Annotated in this window: 21 protein-coding genes; 15 read left to right on the top strand and 6 right to left on the bottom strand. The window is 66.2% G+C overall.

Features of this window, described 5'->3' with window-relative positions:
• From D2V17_RS04910 to D2V17_RS04890, 5 genes are all read left to right on the top strand, one after another.
• Positions 1–383 (top strand): murein hydrolase activator EnvC family protein (locus D2V17_RS04910; protein ID WP_147367234.1); only part of this gene is annotated, 383 nt, incomplete at its 5' end.
• Between the two features lie 99 nt (positions 384–482).
• Positions 483–1,835 carry a S41 family peptidase gene (locus D2V17_RS04905; protein WP_119591984.1) on the top strand — a complete coding sequence of 451 codons (1,353 nt, stop codon included), beginning with the start codon at positions 483–485 and terminating at the stop codon, positions 1,833–1,835.
• Positions 1,836–1,845: 10 nt separating this feature from the next.
• A complete protein-coding gene (locus D2V17_RS04900) occupies positions 1,846–2,319 on the top strand; it encodes a disulfide bond formation protein B (RefSeq protein ID WP_119591983.1) in 474 nt (157 codons plus the stop codon).
• A complete protein-coding gene (locus D2V17_RS04895) occupies positions 2,316–2,831 on the top strand; it encodes a demethoxyubiquinone hydroxylase family protein (RefSeq protein ID WP_119591982.1) in 516 nt (171 codons plus the stop codon). The genes D2V17_RS04900 and D2V17_RS04895 overlap by 4 nt, the downstream gene beginning before the upstream one ends.
• A gap of 109 nt (positions 2,832–2,940) precedes the next feature.
• A complete protein-coding gene (locus D2V17_RS04890) occupies positions 2,941–3,546 on the top strand; it encodes a hypothetical protein (protein ID WP_119591981.1) in 606 nt (201 codons plus the stop codon).
• A 6-nt stretch (positions 3,547–3,552) separates the two neighbouring features.
• Here the strand turns inward: D2V17_RS04890 and D2V17_RS04885 are convergent, their stop codons facing one another.
• Genes D2V17_RS04885 through D2V17_RS04870 form a run of 4 tightly spaced genes read right to left on the bottom strand, consistent with a single transcriptional unit; the run spans position 3,553 to position 6,811 of the window.
• Positions 3,553–3,951, bottom strand: a complete 399-nt coding sequence (locus D2V17_RS04885) for a GFA family protein (RefSeq protein ID WP_119591980.1) — start codon at positions 3,949–3,951, stop codon at positions 3,553–3,555.
• Between the two features lie 51 nt (positions 3,952–4,002).
• Positions 4,003–4,806, bottom strand: coding sequence for an enoyl-ACP reductase FabI (gene fabI, locus D2V17_RS04880; RefSeq protein ID WP_119591979.1), 804 nt, complete (start codon positions 4,804–4,806; stop codon positions 4,003–4,005).
• Positions 4,803–5,849, bottom strand: a complete 1,047-nt coding sequence (locus D2V17_RS04875; protein WP_119591978.1) for a YihY/virulence factor BrkB family protein — start codon at positions 5,847–5,849, stop codon at positions 4,803–4,805. Before D2V17_RS04875 ends, fabI begins: the two co-directional genes overlap by 4 nt.
• A 32-nt stretch (positions 5,850–5,881) precedes the next feature.
• Positions 5,882–6,811 carry a DnaJ C-terminal domain-containing protein gene (locus D2V17_RS04870; protein WP_119591977.1) on the bottom strand — a complete coding sequence of 310 codons (930 nt, stop codon included), beginning with the start codon at positions 6,809–6,811 and terminating at the stop codon, positions 5,882–5,884.
• Between the two features lie 141 nt (positions 6,812–6,952).
• Here D2V17_RS04870 and pdxH point away from each other — a divergent pair, with 141 nt between their 5' ends.
• Genes pdxH through D2V17_RS04855 form a run of 3 tightly spaced genes read left to right on the top strand, consistent with a single transcriptional unit; the run spans position 6,953 to position 9,290 of the window.
• Complete coding sequence (gene pdxH / locus D2V17_RS04865) at positions 6,953–7,555, top strand: pyridoxamine 5'-phosphate oxidase (RefSeq protein ID WP_119591976.1); 603 nt, start codon at positions 6,953–6,955, stop codon at positions 7,553–7,555.
• Positions 7,552–8,493: a cation diffusion facilitator family transporter gene (locus D2V17_RS04860; RefSeq protein ID WP_119591975.1), complete on the top strand. Its 942-nt coding sequence runs from the start codon at positions 7,552–7,554 to the stop codon at positions 8,491–8,493. The genes pdxH and D2V17_RS04860 overlap by 4 nt, the downstream gene beginning before the upstream one ends.
• Positions 8,490–9,290, top strand: coding sequence for a PhzF family phenazine biosynthesis protein (locus D2V17_RS04855; protein ID WP_119591974.1), 801 nt, complete (start codon positions 8,490–8,492; stop codon positions 9,288–9,290). Before D2V17_RS04860 ends, D2V17_RS04855 begins: the two co-directional genes overlap by 4 nt.
• Here D2V17_RS04855 and D2V17_RS04850 read toward each other — a convergent pair.
• Complete coding sequence (locus D2V17_RS04850; protein WP_245978542.1) at positions 9,275–10,318, bottom strand: serine hydrolase domain-containing protein; 1,044 nt, start codon at positions 10,316–10,318, stop codon at positions 9,275–9,277. The genes D2V17_RS04855 and D2V17_RS04850 overlap by 16 nt on opposite strands.
• Positions 10,319–10,477: 159 nt before the next feature.
• On the opposite strand from D2V17_RS04850, the gene D2V17_RS04845 reads away from it, so the two are divergent.
• Entirely contained in the window at positions 10,478–10,840 is a 363-nt protein-coding gene (locus D2V17_RS04845) for a hypothetical protein (RefSeq protein ID WP_119591972.1), read from the top strand.
• 1 nt (position 10,841) lies between these two features.
• Here the strand turns inward: D2V17_RS04845 and mnmA are convergent, their stop codons facing one another.
• Complete coding sequence (gene mnmA, locus D2V17_RS04840) at positions 10,842–11,999, bottom strand: tRNA 2-thiouridine(34) synthase MnmA (RefSeq protein ID WP_119591986.1); 1,158 nt, start codon at positions 11,997–11,999, stop codon at positions 10,842–10,844.
• 124 nt (positions 12,000–12,123) lie between these two features.
• On the opposite strand from mnmA, the gene D2V17_RS04835 reads away from it, so the two are divergent.
• The 6 genes from D2V17_RS04835 to D2V17_RS04810 all read left to right on the top strand — a co-directional run.
• Positions 12,124–12,459, top strand: coding sequence for a hypothetical protein (locus D2V17_RS04835; protein WP_119591971.1), 336 nt, complete (start codon positions 12,124–12,126; stop codon positions 12,457–12,459).
• Entirely contained in the window at positions 12,456–12,755 is a 300-nt protein-coding gene (gene sciP, locus D2V17_RS04830) for a CtrA inhibitor SciP (RefSeq protein WP_119591970.1), read from the top strand. The genes D2V17_RS04835 and sciP overlap by 4 nt, the downstream gene beginning before the upstream one ends.
• A gap of 155 nt (positions 12,756–12,910) precedes the next feature.
• Complete coding sequence (locus tag D2V17_RS04825) at positions 12,911–13,177, top strand: GlsB/YeaQ/YmgE family stress response membrane protein (RefSeq protein WP_119591969.1); 267 nt, start codon at positions 12,911–12,913, stop codon at positions 13,175–13,177.
• A gap of 233 nt (positions 13,178–13,410) precedes the next feature.
• Positions 13,411–14,601 (top strand): efflux RND transporter periplasmic adaptor subunit, encoded by a 1,191-nt coding sequence (locus D2V17_RS04820; protein WP_119591968.1) that lies wholly within the window; start codon positions 13,411–13,413, stop codon positions 14,599–14,601.
• Positions 14,602–14,611: 10 nt separating this feature from the next.
• Positions 14,612–18,043 (top strand): efflux RND transporter permease subunit, encoded by a 3,432-nt coding sequence (locus D2V17_RS04815; protein WP_119591967.1) that lies wholly within the window; start codon positions 14,612–14,614, stop codon positions 18,041–18,043.
• A gap of 58 nt (positions 18,044–18,101) precedes the next feature.
• On the top strand, positions 18,102–18,474 hold a 373-nt coding region (locus D2V17_RS04810), incomplete at its 3' end, for a DUF445 family protein (protein ID WP_245978540.1).

The following is an 18,474-nucleotide window of genomic DNA, read 5'->3' as shown; positions in this document are numbered from 1 at the left end:
CTGCCCCGGCGCAGAGCGGCGGACCCTCACCCTATATCCTACCCGTCACCGGCAGGCTCGTCACCGGCTTTGGTGCCAGTGCCGGGGGCAGGGCGAGCACCGGCCTTACCCTCGCGCCCATCGCCGGGGCGCAGGTGGTCGCGCCCGGAGCCGGGCGGATCGCCTTTGCCGGGGCCTATCGCGGTTATGGCCAGATCGTGATCGTCGAACACGCGGGCGGCTGGACCAGCCTGGTCACCGGGCTGGCCCGCGCCGACGCCAAGGTGGGCGATCAGGTCGCGGCGGGCGCGCCGCTGGGCGTGGCAGGCCCCGGTCGGCCCACCATCACGCTCGAACTGCGCAAGGCGGGCGAGCCGGTCAATCCGCTCAGCATTGCCGAGTGACGCCAGCAGGCCTTGCCTAAGCGGGGCACGCGCCTCATCTGGCGTTAACCCCGCAGCTGCGATAGAAGCGCATCGGGACCAGAGCAGGACAATCGCCGCATGACATTTCGCTTCCCCGTCGCCCGTGCCCTCCGCGCTGCCGCGCTGTGCACCGCCGTGGCGCTCGTGCCCGCGACGACCGCCGGTTTCGCACAGGTCGAAAGCCGCGCCTCGCCCGAGTTCGCCAAGTTCTTCGCGACCTACCAGCGCATCAAGGCGAGCTATGTCGACCCGGTGGAAGACGATGTTCTGATCCGCGGCGCGATTGACGGCATGCTGGCCGCGCTCGATCCGCATTCGGCCTATCTCGATGGTGCTGCGCTCGACCGGCTCGAAACCATGATCGACGGCAACTATCAGGGCCTCGGCATTTCGGTGCAGATGGAAGAGGGCGTGGTGAAGGTCGTCTCGCCGTTCAAGGGCAGCCCCGCCGATGCCGCCGGGATCAAGGCGGGCGACTATATCACTCATATCGATGGCAAGCTGATCTACGGGCTCGATATCAATGACGCGGTGGCCCAGATGCGCGGCCCTGCGGGCAGCCCGATCGAGCTGACCATCGTGCGCCCCGGTCGCGACGCCAGCTTCGAAGTGTCGGTGACGCGCGGCCTGATCGAACTGGAGCCGGTCACCTTCGAGCTGAAGAGCGGCAATATCGGCTATATCTCGGTCAACGAGTTCTCCGCCAATGTCGGCAAGGACGTGGCCGAGGCGATCAAGTCGCTGCAGACCGAGGCGACCGGGCGGCTGTCCGGGCTGGTGCTCGACCTGCGCCGCAATCCGGGCGGCTCGCTCGATGAAGCCGTGACGTTGTCGGACCTGTTCCTCACCAATGGCCAGATCGTGTCGCAGCGCGGGCGCACCCGCCGCGACACGATCTATTACGAAGCCGAAAGCGCCTTCCCCGGCGACGCGGCGGCGGGCCTGCCGATGATCGTGCTGATCGACGAAGGCTCGGCCTCGGCCTCCGAAATCGTGGCGGGCGCGTTGCAGGATCACCACCGCGCGCTGATCATGGGCGAGCGCTCGTTCGGCAAGGGCAGCGTGCAGACGCTGCTGCCGCTCACGCGCGACTCTGCGCTGAAGCTCACCACCGCGCGCTATTACACGCCCTCGGGCCGTTCGGTGCAGGAAGGCGGGATCGAGCCCGATATCCGCGTGCCGCAGCTGAGCGATCCCGATGCCGAACGCCGCCAGCGCCTCGCGCTGCGCGAGAGCGACCTGCGCGGGCACCTGATCGGCGAAGTCGCGGCCAAGGACGAGGCGCTCGAACGCGACCGGCTCGACGATCCGCGCTTCCAGCTCACCGCCGAGCAGCTGGAGGAGCAGGGGATCGACGACTTCCAGCTCGACTATGCGCTGCGCACGCTGCGCCGCACGGCGGGCAGCCCGCTCGCGGCGCGTAACCGCTAGGGGCTAGGCGATGTCCGATCTCTCCGACCGCAATGCACGCCTGCTGGCGCTGATCGTTCCGCTGGCCTTGCTCGGCGGGGCCTATGTGTCGGAATATGGCTTTGGCCTTTACCCTTGCGAGATGTGCTGGTGGCAGCGCTATCCGCATTTCGTCGCTGTGGTGCTGGCGCTGCTCGCCTTCGTTGTGCCGCCCAAGCGGCTATGGACTGCGCTTGCGGGGCTGGCGATTGCGGTTTCGGGCGCGATCGGGCTGTTCCATGCCGGGGTCGAATATGGCTGGTGGGAAGGCATCACCGGCTGCGCCACCACCGTGAGCGGCACGGGCAATGCGCTTGAAGCCGTGCTCAACTCGCCGATCATCCGCTGCGATGTTGCGCAGTGGGATCTGTTCGGCATTTCGCTGGCGGGGTGGAATGCGCTGTTCTCGCTTGGTAGTGCGGTGGCGATCTGGGTACTGTTGCTGGCGAAGGAGCGCACACGATGAAAGACCGCAGCGCGATGATCCGAGTCGATCAGGCGGGTGAGTTCGGTGCCACGCGCATCTATGCCGGGCAGCTGGCCGTGATTGGCGAGCGCGGCCCGCATGCCGCGCAGATCCGCCACATGGCCGAGCAGGAGAAGGTCCACCGCGCCAAGTTCGATGCGCTGATGGCCAAACGCGGCGTGCGGCCGACGGCCTTGCAGCCGTTCTGGTCGGTGGCGGGCTTTGCGCTGGGCGCGGGCACCGCGCTGATCGGGCCGGAGGCGGCGATGGCCTGCACTGCCGCGGTCGAGGAAGAGATCGACCGCCATTACACGGCCCAGCTCGACGAGCTTGAGGCCGACGGCGACGATCCGGAACTCGCAGCGCTGGTCGAGCAGTTCCGCGAGGAGGAACGCGAACACCGCGATGCCGCGCTTGCCGCGGGGGCCGAGCAGGCGCCGGCCTATCCGCTGCTGTCCGGTGCGATCCGGCTTGGCTGCCGGGTGGCGATCAAGCTCGCCGAGCGCGTCTGAACGTTGTTCTGGATCAATGGCGCTTCATCGCGCGTTCAATAGACCAGACGAATAGTAATAGTTCCGGCCTTGCCCCCACCGACCCGGAGGGCCGACCCAGAGGAAAGCCATGACCCGACTGTTTGCCCCCCTTGCCCCTCTTGCCGCCATTTCCGCCACGCTCGGCTTCATGCCCGCTGCCGCTTCGGCGCAGGACGATGCTGGCGGCCGGGTCAACATGATCAATGTCTATGGCGACGATGCCTGTCCGCAGTCGGACGGTGACACGATCACGGTCTGCGCGCGCTATCCCGAAAGCGAGCGCTATCGCATCCCGCGTAACCTGCGTCAGAGCAACTCTCCGCAGAACGAAGCCTGGTCGCAGCGGGCGCAGAGCCTTGAGACGGTCGGCAAGTTCGGCCCGATGTCGTGTTCGCCCGCCGGCGCCGGCGGCGATCTGGGCTGCACGGTCGAAATGATCGAAGCCGCCTACCGCGAACGCGAAGCAGGCAGCGACGTGCGCTTCAGCCAGCTCATCAACGAAGCCCGGCAGGAGCGCCTGTCGGAAATCGACGGCGAGGCCGCCGCCACGCAGGAACGCGTCGAGGAACTCGAACGTGCCTATATGCAGCGGCTGGAAGCCGAGCGCGCCGCCCCGCTGCCCGACGAGGGCGAAAACGAGGCGTTGCCGCAGGTGGTCGACCCCGCCAACGTTCCCCCGCCGCCGGGCGAATAGGCGGCGCTATTCGCCGGGATAGCGCGCGAAGGCGGGCAGCGTGGCAAGATCCGCCATCCACGCCCGCCGTTCCGCCACCTGGATTTGCGCCTGCGGAGCAAGCGCATCCGGATCGTCGAGCGTGACCGAAGGCAGGTCGACGATGCCCGGCAGCGTTTCCTCGTTCACGAAGGCCAGCGGCGTACCACAGGTGCCGCAGAAGCTGCGCGTCGATCCGCTCGGCGCGGTGTAGCGCACGGGCTCCGCGCCGGAGAAGCGCACCTGATCGGCCTTGAAGGCAATCCAGCCCACCATCGGCGCGCCATGCGCCATCTGGCAATCGCGGCAATGGCACAGCGCGTGGTGCGCAAAGTCGCCCTCAGCCTCGTAACGGACCGCGCCGCAGCGGCATCCACCTGAAACCATTATGTTCCCTCCTGATTCGCGTCAGGAGGGAACATAATAAGAACAAATGGACTAGACCAGCGAAATGTCGGGCGCGTCTTCCTGCTTCATGCCGACGACGTGATAGCCCGCATCGACATGGTGCGTCTCGCCGGTCACGCCCGAGGACAGGTCGGACAGGAAATAGAGCCCCGCGCCGCCGACATCCTCGATGGTGACATTGCGGCGCAGCGGCGAGTTCAGCTCGTTCCACTTGAGGATATAGCGGAAATCGCCGATCCCGCTGGCCGCCAGCGTCTTGATCGGGCCCGCGCTGATCGCGTTCACGCGGATGCCTTCGGGGCCCATGTCGTTGGCGAGATACTGCACGCTGGTTTCCAGTGCGGCCTTGGCCACGCCCATCACGTTGTAGTGCGGGACGACCTTTTCCGCCCCATAGTAGGTCAGCGTGACGATGGAGCCGCCGTCCTTCATCAGCGGCCGCGCCCGCTTGGCGGCGGCCACCAGCGAATAGACCGAGATGTTCATCGTCATCAGGAAGTTGTCGAGGCTGGTGTCGACATATTTGCCGCGCAACTCGTTCTTGTCGGAAAAGCCGATCGCGTGGACGAGGAAGTCGAGCTTGCCCCAGCGCTCCTCGATGGCGGCGAAGGTGGCGTCCATCGCGTCCATGTCGGAGACGTCGCATTCGACGAGGAAATCGCTGCCGATCTGCGCCGCCAGCGGCTCGACCCGCTTCTTCAGCACTTCGCCCTGATAGGAGAAGGCCAGTTCGGCGCCGTGTTCGGCCAGCTTCTTTGCGATACCCCAGGCCAGCGACTTGTCGTTCGCCAGCCCCATGATGAGGCCCTTCTTGCCTTCCATCAAACCGTTCATCCCTCGGGATTCTCCGTCATTCTTGCCTGCGCCGCTCTGGCGCGATTGTCTTGTTGGCCGATCCAGTCCTGCTCTTCCGGGCTTTCCACCAGAGCAGCGTTCAGTTCTGCGCCCATCACCAGTCCTAGTCCGATGAGCCAGAAAAAGAAAAGCACGATCATCACGCCAGCCAGCGAGCCATAGGTCGCATCGTAGGAAAACACCATGCCGAGCAGCGGTGGCAGCGCGAGTGTGACCAGAATCCACCACGTCGTCACCAGCAATACGCCCGGCCATTTCTTGTAGTCGCGTTTGCGATAGCGGGCTGGCGTCAGCGAATAGAACAGCGCGTAGAGCGAACCGAACAGCCCCAAGGCCGGCACGATGCGCGACCAGGCAAGGCTGCCGAGCAGCTCTTCAAGCTGTGGGAAATAGGCGGCGATCACCTGCATCGCGGTGTTGATGAGGACGTTGGCCAGCAGGCTGAGCATCAACAGCACCACGGCGCCCACGATAATGCCGGTGGAGGCGAGCCGCCGTTTCCACATCGCTTTTTCGGCCTTGGTGCCGAAGGCGCGGCGCAGCATGTCGCGCAGGGTCTCGATCAGCCCGCCCACGGTCCACAGCCCGAACAGTCCGCCCAGCCACAGGAGCCAGCCGCTGCGCTGCTCGATCACATTGTGCGCAACCGGGCCGATCACCTCGCTCACCACCGGTGGGAACGCCGAGAGCACGGCAAAGATGGTGGCGGCGCGCTCGTGTTCCTCGCCGATGAGCGAGAATAGCGCCGCGCCGGAAATGAAGAACGGGAAGATCGCCAGCATCGCCAGATAGGCAAGGTTGCCGGCGTGGATGAAGCCATCGGCAAAGGTGCCCGCAAGCACCCGCTTGCCGACCTCGAAGACGCGGGTTCCGGGGCCGACCTCGCGCCTGACGCTGGCTGGCAGGCCAAGCCTGATCCGTCTGCGCGCCTCGCGCCGCCGCGCTTCGGGCGTCAGATCGGGGACGGGTTCCTCTTCGTCGCCGGGCAGTTCGAATTCAGGGTCGTCTGGCGCATCGGTCATGGTTGCTCCTGAAGATCGGACGATCCGCGCCCTCAGACTCCCAGGCTGGAGCGAACGGGGCTGCTGTCACTCCAACCATCGAGCCGCCCGGAAAGGTCCGTCAAATCTTCAGGCAGCACGATTTCGAGCCGGACGAGCTGATCGCCGCGCCCGCCGCCCTTGCGCGAGAAACCCTTGCCCTTGAGGCGCATGACTTTGCCCGAACTGGTGCCCGGCGCGACCGTCATCATCACCGCGCCATCGACCGTGGGCAGCTTGACCCTGGCTCCGTTCACCGCTTCGTCGAGCGTGATCGGAAGATCGAGCCGCACGTCGTCGCCTGAGCGAGTGAAGAAGGGATGGGGCAGCACGTCGATGGTGACGATCCCGTCGCCCGCTCCGCCCGGACCTTCCTGCCCCTTGCCCTTGAGCCGCATCTGGGTGCCGCTCTCGACGCCTTCGGGCAGCGACAGGTCGATGGTCTTGCCGTCGGCCAGCGTGATGCGCTGCCTGGCGCGCGAGGCCGCATCGGTGAAGCTCACCGCAAGGCGATAATTGATGTTCGCGCCCTTGGGCCGGGGTTGCGGCCCGCCGCGTCCGAACCCGCCGCCTCCGCGCGAGCCGCCGCGGCCGAACAGGCCTTCGAACAGGTCGCCAAGGTCCACTTCCTCGCCGCCGAACCCGCCGCCCGCACCGCCGGAACCGCCGCGAAACGGTCCGCCACCGCCGCCGCCGCCGCCATAGCCGAACGGCATGGTCGGGTTGCCGTCGCCGTCGATTTCGCCGCGGTCGAACTGGCCGCGCTTTTCCTTGTCCGACAGCAGGTCATAGGCCTGCGTTACGCGGCTGAAACGGTCCGCCGCCTGCGGATTGTCCTTGTTGCGATCGGGGTGCAGTTCCTTGGCCAGTTTGCGGTAGGCGGACTTGATGTCCTTCTCGGTCGCACTGCGGCTAACGCCAAGGGTGGTATAGGGATCGGCCATGGTGGTCTAGCTAGGTAATACAGGGGTTTTTAGCAAGGGATCGGCCTTCCCTCGCGTGCACCTGCTGTCTACAAGCCAGCCGATATGACACGCTCCGTTCCGGCCCCTTGAGACGGCGCTACGGATGAAAGGCCTGGCGGCATGACCGAACTGCTTGAGAATATTCCCGACACCGACCCCTTTGCCCTGTTCGACCAGTGGTTCGTCGAAGCGCAGGAAAGCGAGCCCAACGATCCCAACGCCATGGCGCTGGCCACGGCGACGCCGGACGGGGTGCCTTCGGTGCGGATGGTGCTCTTGAAGGGGCACGGGCCGGATGGCTTCGTGTTCTACACCAATAGCGAAAGCCGCAAGGGCGGTGAAATCCTTGCCAATCCGCGCGTCGCGCTGCTGTTTCACTGGAAGAGCCTGCGCCGCCAGATCCGCATCGAAGGCCCGCTCACCGAAGTGACGAGCGCCGAGGCCGACGCCTACTTCCACTCGCGCCCGTTGGTCTCGCAGCTGGGCTCGGCGGCTTCCGACCAGTCGCGTCCGCTCGATTCGCGCGACACCTATCTGGCGCGGGTACAGGCGCTGGAGGCTGAGCTTGACGGCGCCGAAGTGCCGCGCCCGCCGCACTGGACCGGCTTCCGCCTCGCGCCCGAGCGGATGGAGTTCTGGCTCGCCGAACGCAACCGCCTGCACGAGCGGCGCCGGTTCACCCGCAGCGGGGGCGGCTGGACCAGCACGCTGCTGTACCCGTGAGCGACGAACGTGCCCGCCTGACTCGCTCGGCGGCCTTTGCCTCGATCACGATGGCGCTGCTGCTCGGGGCGCTGAAGCTCTGGGCCGTGGCGCAGACCGGCTCGACCGCGATGCTCGGCAGTCTGGCCGATACCTCGCTCGATCTGGTCGCCAGCCTGGCCACGCTGGCGGGCGTGTGGGTGGCCGCCCAACCGGCGGACCGCGAACACCGCTTCGGCCACGGCAAGGCCGAGGCGCTGGCGGCGATGTTCCAGATCCTGCTGATAACGCTGTCTGCCTCGGCCATCGCCTTTCGCGCGGTGCTGCATCTCGCCAATGGCAACGAAACGCGCGGGGCGGAGCAGGGGATCGTCGTTTCGGTGGTCGCCATTGTGGGTACGCTCGCGCTGGTCGCCTGGCAGCGGCACGTGGTGCGCAAGACCGGCTCGCTGGCGATTCACACCGATTCGGTCCACTACCAGTCCGACCTGTTGCTCAACTGCGCGGTGATCGTGGCTCTGGTGCTCGACCAGTATCTCGGCCTCGCCATGGCCGATCCGCTGTTCGGTCTCGCTATCGCGGTTTGGCTGCTGTTCAACGCCTGGCGCGCCTCGATCGACGCGATCGACGCGCTGATGGATCGCGAATGGCCAGAGGAAAAGCGCACCGCTTTCGTGGCGGCGGCGGCGAAACACCCCGAGCTGTCGCGCCTGCACGATCTGCGCACCCGCACCAGCGGCGAGACCGACTTTGCGCAGTTCCACGTCGATCTGCCCGGCAGCCTGACCGTGGCTGAGGCCCATGCGATCACCGAGCGGGTCGAGACCGATCTGTGCGCGCAGTTTCCGGGGCTGGAGCTGCTGATCCATATCGATCCCGCCGGCCATCTCGACGAGCCCGACAACATGCTGGTCGAGGAAAACGAGTTCAAACGGCTGGAACAGGAGCCACCCCGATGATGCGTGTGCCTTATGTCCATGTCGATGCCTTCGCCAGCCGCGCTTTCAGCGGCAATCAGGCGGCGGTGATGGTGCTGGGCGAGTGGTTGCCCGACGCGCTGCTCCAGCAGATCGCGGCGGAGAACATGTTTGCCGAGACCGCCTTCCTCGTGCCCACGCCGGGTGGGGCGGCCGACTTCGAACTGCGCTGGTTCGCGCCCGCCTGCGAGGTGGCACTGTGCGGCCATGCGACGCTTGCGGCGGGCCACGTGGTGCTGCGGCAGGACGCTGAGCGCGAAGTGATCCGTTTCGCCACACGCAAGGCGGGTGTGCTGGCGGTGAGCCGTGCGGGCGCGGGTTACGAGCTGGCCTTGCCTGCGATTCCCACCGACGATGCGCCGCCTGCCGGAATTGCCGAGGGCCTTGGCGCGGAGCCTGCTGAACTGGCGTGGTCAGACAAGGGCTATCTCATCGCGTGCTATGGCAGCGAGGCCGAGGTGCGCGCGCTTGCCCCCGACATGGCGCAGCTCGCCAGCCTCGGCGACATGGCCTTTATCGCCACCGCGCGTGGGCAGCAGACCGACGTGGTCAGCCGTGTGTTCGTGCCCGGCGCGGGCATTCCCGAAGACAGCGTGACCGGCTCGGCCCATGCCGCTCTGGCCCCGTTCTGGACCGCGCGGCTCGGCACGGAGAGCTTCAGCGCCCATCAGGCCTCTGAGCGGGGCGGCGATCTCGGGGTTCGGCTGGCGGGCGACAAGGCCATGCTCACCGGGCAGTGCGTGACCATGGCCGAAGGGCTTTACTACCTGCCCGGATAGAGCTGGACGATATCGGCGAGCTGCTGCACCAGCGCGGGCCGCTCCGGTCCGTCGGTCTTGCCGAGGCGGACCACGGTCAGGCTCTGGTCGGGCGAGACGATCACATATTGCCCCAGATGGCCGACGGCGGCGAAGGCGCTGTCCGGTCCGCGCGCGGCGAACAGCTCGCTGCGCTCACCGCCCGACGGGCGGTTAAGCCAGGTCTGCGCGCCATAGTCGGGCGAGGCGGGGCTGGGCGTGCGCATGAACTCGATCCACCGGCGCGGCACGATCTGCGCGCCCTTGACCGAGCCGCCATGGCGCAGGAACTCGCCGAACTTGCCCCAGTCGCGCGCGGTGGCCCAGATCGAGCTTCCGCCCGTCAGCGTGCCGGCCGCGTCATATTCGCCGATCATGCTCTCCATCCCCAGCGGCGCGGCAAGGCGCGCGTCGAGGAAGGTCGCCATCGCCTGCTGGCGCTGCGCCGGGGTGCCATCGGGTGCGATCAGGTCGGTAGCGATATCGGCGAGGATCACGCTGGTGGCGGTGGAATAGCGGAACTGCTCACCCGGCGCGGTCTCCAGCGCCTGCGCTTCGGCGAAGGCGGCCATGTCGTCGTGCCCGGCAAGGTAGAGCATCTGCACCTCGCTCGATTCGTAAGGCGGGTCATAGCCCTCATTGTGGCGCAGCCCTGAGCGCATCTGTAGCAGCTGCCGCAGCGTGATCTCGCCGCGCGGATCGCCCGCGCGCTGCCAGCTGGGCACGGGGGCGGGCTCGTCGAGTTCGAGCCGGCCATCGGCCACCAGCATCCCGATCAGCACGGCGGTGACGGTCTTGCTCATCGACCAGCCGACGAAGCGGGTATCCTCGCTCATGCCCTCGGCATAGCGTTCGGCAACGATCTTGCCGTTGTGCACCACCACCACGGCATAGGTGGTGCCGATGTCCTCGGCGGTGAACAGGTCATCGACTGCACGCGCCAGCTGTTCGCGCGGCACACCCGGATCGGTCACCACGGCTTCCAATGCGCCGGCGGGAAGCGGCGGCAAGGGGGGCGGGCCGTCCTGCGAGCAGGATGCCAGCAGGGCGATTGGCAGCGCCAATGCGGTAAGACCCCAATGGCTTGGACTTGGCCTGCGGACGGGCTTGGGGCAAAGGGTGGCGAAACGCAGCATGAGTGTCGCGGGCAATCGAACAGGACCGGGTAAATGGCAACCGCAAAACGCAGATCGTCGGCCTCGCGCAAACAGCGCCGCACGCCGCCGCTGGCCACCATTGCGCTGGTCGTGGTGGTGGCGGGCGCTGCGGCGTGGTGGACCTGGGGTGAACAGGCGATGGGCTATGCCTCAGTTGGCACGGCCTACGGTGCGAAGGGGGCCTGTTCGTGCCGCTACATCGGCGGGCGTGACCTCAAGAGCTGCGAGCAGGATTTCCTGCCCGGCATGGAACTGGTCATGCTGAGCGAGGACGATGCTACCCGCTCGGTCACCGCCAGTGTGCCACTGATCGCCAGCCACACCGCGCAATATCGCGAAGGCTTCGGCTGCGTGCTCGAACGCGTCGGCGGGTAACCTAGTTTACGGCGCTTTCGGTCGCTTCGATCCAGCCGCCGCCGAGCACCCGCTCGCCGGCATAGATCACCGCCGCCTGCCCCGGCGCGACGCCATATTCGGGCGTGGCGAAGCGGATCGTGCAGGCATTGCCGTTGCCCAGTTCGCCTTCCAGCGTGATCGGCACCGGCTTCGCCAGCGAGCGGACCTTGGCCGTCAGCGGGCCTGCGGGAAGCGGGCCGATCCGGTTGGTCTCGATGATCCGCGCCGCGCCCACCGCCAGCAGCCGCTTGGGGCCGACGCGGACCTCGGCGCTCCCGGCATCGAGTTCCACCACATAGAGCGGCTCGGGCTGGCCGCCGATTTCCAGTCCGCGTCGCTGGCCGACCGTATAGTGGATGATCCCCGCATGCTGGCCCAGCACCTCGCCGCTCTCGGCATGGACGATCGCGCCCGCACGCCCGCCTTCGGGGCGCACCGACTTCACGATCTTCGCATAGTCGCCGTCGGGTACGAAGCAGATGTCCTGACTGTCGGGCTTGCTTGCTACGGCGAGCCCTGCGCTTTCGGCCAGTTTGCGCACCTCGGGCTTGGGCAGTCCGCCGAGCGGGAAGCGCAGATAGTCGAGCTGCGCGCTGGTGGTGCCATAGAGGAAGTACGACTGGTCGCGCGCCGGGTCGGTCGCGCGCAGCAACAGCGGGCCATCGCCGCTCTCTTCGCGGCGCACATAGTGGCCGGTGGCGAGGCAATCGCCGCCCAGCTCGCGCGCCATCGTCAAAAGGTCGGTGAACTTGGGCCCCATGTTGCAGCGGATGCAGGGGATCGGCGTGCGTCCGGCGAGGTAGTCGTCGGCGAACTGCTCGACCACTTCCTCGCGAAAGGCGCTTTCATGGTCGAACACATAGTGCGCGATGCCGAGCCGGTCGGCGACCCGCTGGGCATCGCGGATATCGTCACCCGCGCAGCAGGCGCCCTTGCGCCCGGTCGCCGCGCCATAGTCGTAGAGCTGGAGGGTGATGCCGATCACTTCGGCCCCGCTCTGCGCGGCAAGCGCGGCCACCACCGAGCTGTCCACGCCGCCCGACATCGCGACCACGATGCGGCATTCGCTCGCAGGGCGGGGCAGGTCGAACAGGCGGGCCGCATCGCGCGGCGCGGCAAGAACAGGGCTGTCGGGCATCATGCGCCCATACAGAATGTCGAGGCGCTCGCCAATCCTTGCGCCGCGACCCCACCGGCAGGGTGCAAGAGTGGTAAACGCGCACTTTACCGCTTCTTGACACTTGTGTGGCTATCATCAGCCCATGTTCGAGCCAAAACATCCCTTTGCGCCCGATAATACGGGGCACGCGAGCGAAAGCGAGGTACAGGATGGCCTGCACCCGGTTTCGTGGGGCGAACTGAACGCGCGTCTGACCGCCGCGCGTGAGCTGCGCATTGCGTTCGGCGAAGAGGGCGCGGGCGATGTGGCCAGTTTCGATGCCGAGTTCGCACGTCATGTCGCGCATTTGCACGAACCTGCGGAACCCGATGGTAACAATCGCATTAACCATGATCATTCAACCTATGGCAAACGCGCGGATGGCAACACCGCGGGGAGACATGAAGACTGGCGACCGGCCACCCGAGGTAAAGAATGATCGAGAACCAGAAAATCCGCCCGGCGCAGGTAATCGGCCCTCTTGGCGAACCCCTGACGCTTGATGACTTGCCCTCGCCCAACACCAAGCGGTGGGTGGTGCGGCGCAAGGCCGAGGTCGTGGCTGCCGTAAATGGCGGCCTGCTGACCATCGACGAGGTGCTGGAGCGGTATGATCTGACGCTGGAAGAGTTTGCCGGCTGGCAGCGGGCGGTCGACCGTTCGGGCATGCAGGGCCTGCGTGTCACGCGGATCCAGCACTATCGTGACCTTTACGAACGTCAGCTAAAGTACTGATACAACGGGTGGCTGGGCCGCCCCTCCTCCTGACATAATACCAGCGATCTTCGGTTTGTCGCAAGACAGGCACGGTTCACCGCAACAACGGGCCTGCGCGGAACGGACCCGATGATCGCCAGTATTTCCGGTATAGTCAAACAGGAGGAATCGTAATGGGTTGGATTATTGCTATCATCGTCGGCGGTGTCGCCGGCTGGCTGGCCTCGATGGTGATGAACCGCGATGCCTCCATGGGCATTATCGCCAATGTCATCGTCGGCTGTGTCGGTTCGCTGATCGGTAATGCGCTGGCCGGGCCGCTGCTCGGCGTGCAGGGCACCGTGCAGGCCTTCTCGCTGACCGGTCTGCTGATTGCCATCGCCGGTGCCATCGTGCTGCTGGCGATCGTCAACCTCATTCAGCGCGGTCGCGTTCGCTGACAATTTGTTACAATCACAACGAAAGGGGCGCAAACCAACGGGTTTGCGCCCCTTTTTGTATGACAAACAGATGCTGTTAGACGAACCCAGTAGACCATTGGCAGAGCGATGGATTGCGCCTCGCAAGCGCTCGGGTATATGTGCGAGCGGGCAAGAATGGCCATGTCCTGCCGGACACGCCGCGCACCGGGAGGTCGCGGCCTTTGCCGTTCCTACGAGGGCTGGTTTAACACATGAATTACGAGACCAAGATGGACCTGGCTACCGCCGACGAGGGCGCGGTGGACCACGAGCGCGGCGAAAGCGCCGAAGGCTCGTCGTCGCGCAAGCGGCTGTGGGTCATCCTGGCGATCGTGGCCGCGCTGGTGCTGGCGGCGGTGCTGCTGACCGGCGGCAAGGAAACCGAGCCCTTCACGGCTGACCGCTCCGGCGAACTGGCGACGGTGACGGTGCTTGCACCCGGCAGCACGACCATCGAGGGCCGGATCAACGCCACGGGTACGCTGGCGGCGCGGCGCGAGATGCCGGTGGGCGTGGTTGGCGAAGGCGGCCGGGTCCAGTCGGTGCTGGTGGAAGCGGGCGAATGGGTGCGCGCGGGGCAAGTGCTCGCGGTGATCGACCGTTCGGTGCAGACGCAGCAGGCGGCGGGCCAGTCGGCCCAGATCGCCGTCGCGCAGGCCGATGCCGACCTTGCGCAGGCCAATCTCGACCGCGCGCTCAAACTGGTCGAGCGCGGCTTCATCAGCCAGGCCGACATCGACCGGCTTACCGCCACCCGCGATGCCGCTGTCGCCCGTGTCCGCGTGGCGCGCGCACAACTGGGCGAGCGGCAGGCGCGCAATGCGCAGCTCAACATCGTGGCCCCGGCGGCGGGCCTCGTGCTCGAACGCAATGTCGAGCCGGGTCAGGTGGTCAGCCCCGGCTCGGGCGTGCTGTTCCGTCTTGCCCGTGGCGGCGAGATGGAAGTGCTGACGCAGGTGGGCGAGGGGGAACTGGCGCAGATTCCTCTCGGTGCGACCGGCAAGGTGACGCCGGTGGGTAGCGACAAGGTGCTGAGCTGTCAGGTGTGGCAGAAGGCTCCGGTCATCAACCGCGAGAACCGCCAGGGTACGGTACGCTGCGCGATGAGCTATGACGAGGCGCTGCGGCCGGGCGGTTTCGCCATGGTCGAGCTGGCCAGCGGCACGATCAACGCTCCGCGCCTGCCCGAAAGCGCGATCCTGTCCGATGATGAGGGCAGCTATGTCTACATCGTCGATGGCAAGAACACGGTGCAGCGCCGCGATGTAAAGGTGGGCATGATTTCGGACGACGGCATCGCGATTGCCAGCGGCCTCGACGGAAGCGAGCGCGTGGTGCTGCGCGCCGGCGGCTTCCTCAATCCGGGCGAGCAGGTGCGCCCGGTCATGAACAAGGCGCAGTGAGGCGCACGCTGTGAACTTCCGCAACATCTCGGCCTGGTCGATCCGCAACCCGATCGTCCCCATCCTTGCCTTTGTCGGGCTGGTGGTGGCGGGCCTGATGAGCTTCCAGTCGATGGACGTTCAGGATCAGCCCGACATCGAGTTCCCGCTGGTCAACGTGAACATCTCGCAGCCCGGCGCCGCGCCGAGCGAGATCGAGAACCAGATCACCCAGCGCGTCGAAGCGGCGGTGCAGACGCTCGACGGGGTGAAGAACATCAATTCGACCGCGTCCGAAGGCTCCAGCCGGACCAGCGTCGAATTCGAACTGGGCACCGATATCAACGCGGCGGTCAACGAGGTCGAATCGGCGATTTCGCAGATCCGCGGCGAACTGCCCGACGGCATTCTCGAGCCGCGTATCGCCAAGCAGCAGACCAGTTCGCAGCCGATCGTGTTCTTCGGCGTCGAGGCCGACGACATGACCATCGAGCAGCTCTCGTGGTTCATCGACGATACGCTCACCAAACGGCTGCTGTCGGTCGATGGCCTCGCCGAGGTCAATCGCAACGGCGGGGTGGACCGCGAGATTCTCGTGATCCTCGATCCGGCCAAGATGCAGTCGTTCGGCGTCACGGCCAGCCAGGTCAACATGGCGCTGCGGCAGATCAACACCAACGCCGCGGGCGGGCGCGCCGAAATTGCCGGTTCGCGCCAGTCGGTGCGTGTGCTCGGCAATGCCGCCACCGCTTACGAGCTGAGCCAGACGCAGATTTCGCTCGGCGGCGGGCGCACGGTCAAGCTGGCGGAAATCGCTTCGGTCAAGGACGCCTATGGCGAAGTGACGTCGGTGGCCAAGATCAACGGCAAGCCGGTGATCACCTTCGGCATCAGCCGCGCGCGCGGCGAATCCGACGTTACCGTCTATGACGAGGCGGTGAAGGTGCTGCAGCAGCTCGAGGAAGAGAATCCGGGCATCCGCTTCACCCGTTTGTTCACCGAGGTCGACTATACCAAGGCGCAGTACGAAAGCTCGATGGCCGCGATGGTCGAGGGCGCGGTGCTGGCGGTGATCGTGGTGTTCCTGTTCCTGCGGGACTGGCGCGCGACCATCATTGCCGCGCTGGCGATCCCGCTTTCGGCGCTGCCGACCTTCTTCTTCATGGACCTGATGGGCTTCACGCTCAACACGCTCTCGCTGCTGGCGCTGGGGCTGGTGGCGGGCGTGCTGGTCGACGATGCGATCGTGGAGATCGAGAACATCGTCAGACACATGCGCATGGGCAAGAGCGCCTATCAGGCCTCGATCGATGCGGCGGACGAGATCGGCCTTGCTGTGGTCGCCACCACCTTGTGCATCGTCGCGGTGTTCTTCCCGGTCGGGATGATGCCGGGAGTCTCGGGTCAGTTCTTCAAGAACTTCGGTCTTACAGTGGTCGCCTCGGTGCTGATGAGCCTGCTGGTGGCGCGCATGATCACGCCGATGGCGGCGGCCTATTTCCTCAAGGCGCATGGCCATGCCGAGCACGGCGAAGGCCCGATGATGGACCGCTACATGAAGGTGCTGCGCTGGTCGCTCGACAAGAGCGCCTTCCTGCGCATGCGCCAGCGCACCGGCGTGGTAGCGACCAAGCCGATGTTCCATCTGTTCGCGCTCGCGATGGGCTATGTGATCGTGGCGCTGGTGATGGGCCTTGCCATGCCGGGCGAAGATGGCCGGGTCGAAGGCCTTGCTGCCTTTGTCACGCTCGGCCGTTCGATTTTCGATCTGTCGGTGCTGCTGATACCTTTTGCCCTGCTCGGCCTCTATTTGCTCGGCGGCATCGTGAACTTCCTGATCGCCATGCTGATCGGCTTGCTGGTCGGCTACGATTCGACGCCCTTCCTCGCGCGGGCGCGCTACCTTTCGGCGCGCTTCCTCGATCACCGGGTGTGGATGATGATGCTCGGCGTAGCTGCGCTGGGCCTCACCGTCGTGATCGCGAGCAGTCTGCCGCAGCAGTTCTTCCCCAACAACGACAGCGACTTCTCGCGCATCCGCATTTCCATGGTGCCGGGCACCACGCTCGAACAGACCGAAAAGGTCGTCGATGCGCTGGCCGACCGGCTGAGCAAGGAGCAGGAAGTCGAGCTGGCGCTGGGCATCTCGTTCGAAAGCGGAGGCGTGATCCGTCTGGTCATGAAGAAGGATCGGGTGCGCGACACCAAGACCTTCGAGCAGGAGATGACGCCGTTCCTGCAAAGCGTGCCCGATGCGCGCGCCAGCTTCGAGGACCAGCAGGGCGGGGGCGGCGGCACCGGCCGTGCGATCTCGATCATGCTGGCCGGATCCGATCCTGAACTGTTGAACACCACGGCCAACACGCTGGTCGAGCAGATGGCTTCGGTGAAAGGCGCGGTCGCGCCGCGGATCGACTACGATCTGCAACGTCCCGAACTGCTGATCACACCGCGCCTCGATCTGGCTGCGAGCCTTGGCGTCACGACCTCGGCGCTGAGTCAGGCGATCCGCATCGCGACGCTGGGCGATATCGACCAGAACGCGGCCAAGTTCAGCCTGTCGGACCGGCAGATTCCGATCCGGGTCCGCCTTGCCGAAGGCGACCGGCGCGACATCGCCAATGTCGAAAACCTGCCGGTGCCGACATCGGCGGGCGGTTCGGTGCCGCTGAGCCGGGTGGCGGACATCCGCTTCGGCATGGGGCCTACCTCGATCCAGCGTTACAACCAGAGCCGCCGTATCTTTGTCGGCGTGGATCTGGCCCCCGGCGCTGCCCGTGGCGACGTGATGACAGCGATCAACCGCCTGCCGATCATGCAGAACCTGCCTTCGGGCGTGTCGAACCAGCCCGTCGGCTCGGACGAGTGGCAGAGCGAGTTGCAGGACAGCTTCGTCGTCGCCATCGTGACCGGGCTGTTCCTCGTCTTCGCGGTGCTGGTGCTGCTCTACCGCCGGATCGTATCGCCGCTGGTCAACATGGGCTCGCTGTTCCTCGCGCCGCTGGGCGGGTTCATCGCGCTGTGGCTGGTGGGGCAGCCGATTTCGCTGCCGGTGTTCATCGGGATGCTGATGCTGCTTGGGATCGTGGCCAAGAACTCGATTCTGCTGATCGACTTCGCGCTGGAGGAAATGGAGACCGGCAAGAACAAGTTCGAGGCCATTATCGAGGCCGGGCACAAGCGGGCCCAGCCGATCGTGATGACCACCGTCGCCATGACCGCGGGCATGGTGCCGACCGCGCTCTCGCTGGCGGGTGATGCGGCCTGGCGCGCGCCGATGGGCACCGTGGTGATCGGCGGGCTGCTGCTCTCGACCATGCTCACACTGCTGATCGTTCCGGCGGGCTTCAGCCTTGCCGACGGGCTCGAAAAGCGGCTTGGCCCTTGGGCGCGCGACAAGTTCCTGACCTACAAGCCGGGCGACAACCACGAGTCGTCACCTGCGGCGAGGCCAGCGGAATAAGGTTGCCCGTCGAAATCCGGGGCAGCGCGGCCCGCCAGCATTTGCTACCGCTGCTCGTATGAGCACTGTGTCAACCGTCCCGGCCGACAAGGCGAAGGCCATGCGCCGCGCGGCGAGCCTTTTGCTGGTGGCGATGGCGGCGCTGTTTCTGGTCGCGCACAACCAGGCTGACAGCCACCCCGTCTGGCCCTATGTGCTGGCCTTTGCCGAGGCGGCGATGGTCGGCGGGCTGGCCGACTGGTTTGCGGTTACTGCGCTGTTCCGCCACCCGCTCGGCATTCCGATTCCGCACACCGCGATCATCCCGCAGAACAAGGATCGCATCGCCGACACAATGGCGAGCTTCCTGCGCAGCAATTTCCTCACCCCCGCGGTCGTGGCGCGCCGCTTGCACAGCCTCAACGTGGCGCAGGCGGCGGGCGATTTCCTCG

Origin of the sequence: Aurantiacibacter xanthus, assembly GCF_003584015.1 — a bacterium.
In the GTDB taxonomy this organism is placed as follows: domain Bacteria; phylum Pseudomonadota; class Alphaproteobacteria; order Sphingomonadales; family Sphingomonadaceae; genus Alteraurantiacibacter; species Alteraurantiacibacter xanthus.
The sequence above is the reverse complement of the archived record's forward strand: the minus strand, read 5'-3'. Positions and strand labels throughout refer to the sequence as shown.

Coding starts and splice junctions, on each gene's coding strand:
- D2V17_RS04900 (WP_119591983.1), top strand. CDS start 1,846: ATGTCCGATCTCTCCGACCGCAATGCACGCCTGCTGGCGCTGATCGTT.
- fabI (WP_119591979.1), bottom strand. CDS start 4,806: ATGAACGGTTTGATGGAAGGCAAGAAGGGCCTCATCATGGGGCTGGCG.
- D2V17_RS04835 (WP_119591971.1), top strand. CDS start 12,124: ATGTTCGAGCCAAAACATCCCTTTGCGCCCGATAATACGGGGCACGCG.
- mnmA (WP_119591986.1), bottom strand. CDS start 11,999: ATGCCCGACAGCCCTGTTCTTGCCGCGCCGCGCGATGCGGCCCGCCTG.
- D2V17_RS04885 (WP_119591980.1), bottom strand. CDS start 3,951: ATGGTTTCAGGTGGATGCCGCTGCGGCGCGGTCCGTTACGAGGCTGAG.
- D2V17_RS04875 (WP_119591978.1), bottom strand. CDS start 5,849: ATGACCGATGCGCCAGACGACCCTGAATTCGAACTGCCCGGCGACGAA.
- D2V17_RS04845 (WP_119591972.1), top strand. CDS start 10,478: ATGGCAACCGCAAAACGCAGATCGTCGGCCTCGCGCAAACAGCGCCGC.
- D2V17_RS04895 (WP_119591982.1), top strand. CDS start 2,316: ATGAAAGACCGCAGCGCGATGATCCGAGTCGATCAGGCGGGTGAGTTC.
- pdxH (WP_119591976.1), top strand. CDS start 6,953: ATGACCGAACTGCTTGAGAATATTCCCGACACCGACCCCTTTGCCCTG.
- D2V17_RS04825 (WP_119591969.1), top strand. CDS start 12,911: ATGGGTTGGATTATTGCTATCATCGTCGGCGGTGTCGCCGGCTGGCTG.
- D2V17_RS04820 (WP_119591968.1), top strand. CDS start 13,411: ATGAATTACGAGACCAAGATGGACCTGGCTACCGCCGACGAGGGCGCG.
- D2V17_RS04890 (WP_119591981.1), top strand. CDS start 2,941: ATGACCCGACTGTTTGCCCCCCTTGCCCCTCTTGCCGCCATTTCCGCC.
- D2V17_RS04905 (WP_119591984.1), top strand. CDS start 483: ATGACATTTCGCTTCCCCGTCGCCCGTGCCCTCCGCGCTGCCGCGCTG.
- sciP (WP_119591970.1), top strand. CDS start 12,456: ATGATCGAGAACCAGAAAATCCGCCCGGCGCAGGTAATCGGCCCTCTT.
- D2V17_RS04855 (WP_119591974.1), top strand. CDS start 8,490: ATGATGCGTGTGCCTTATGTCCATGTCGATGCCTTCGCCAGCCGCGCT.
- D2V17_RS04870 (WP_119591977.1), bottom strand. CDS start 6,811: ATGGCCGATCCCTATACCACCCTTGGCGTTAGCCGCAGTGCGACCGAG.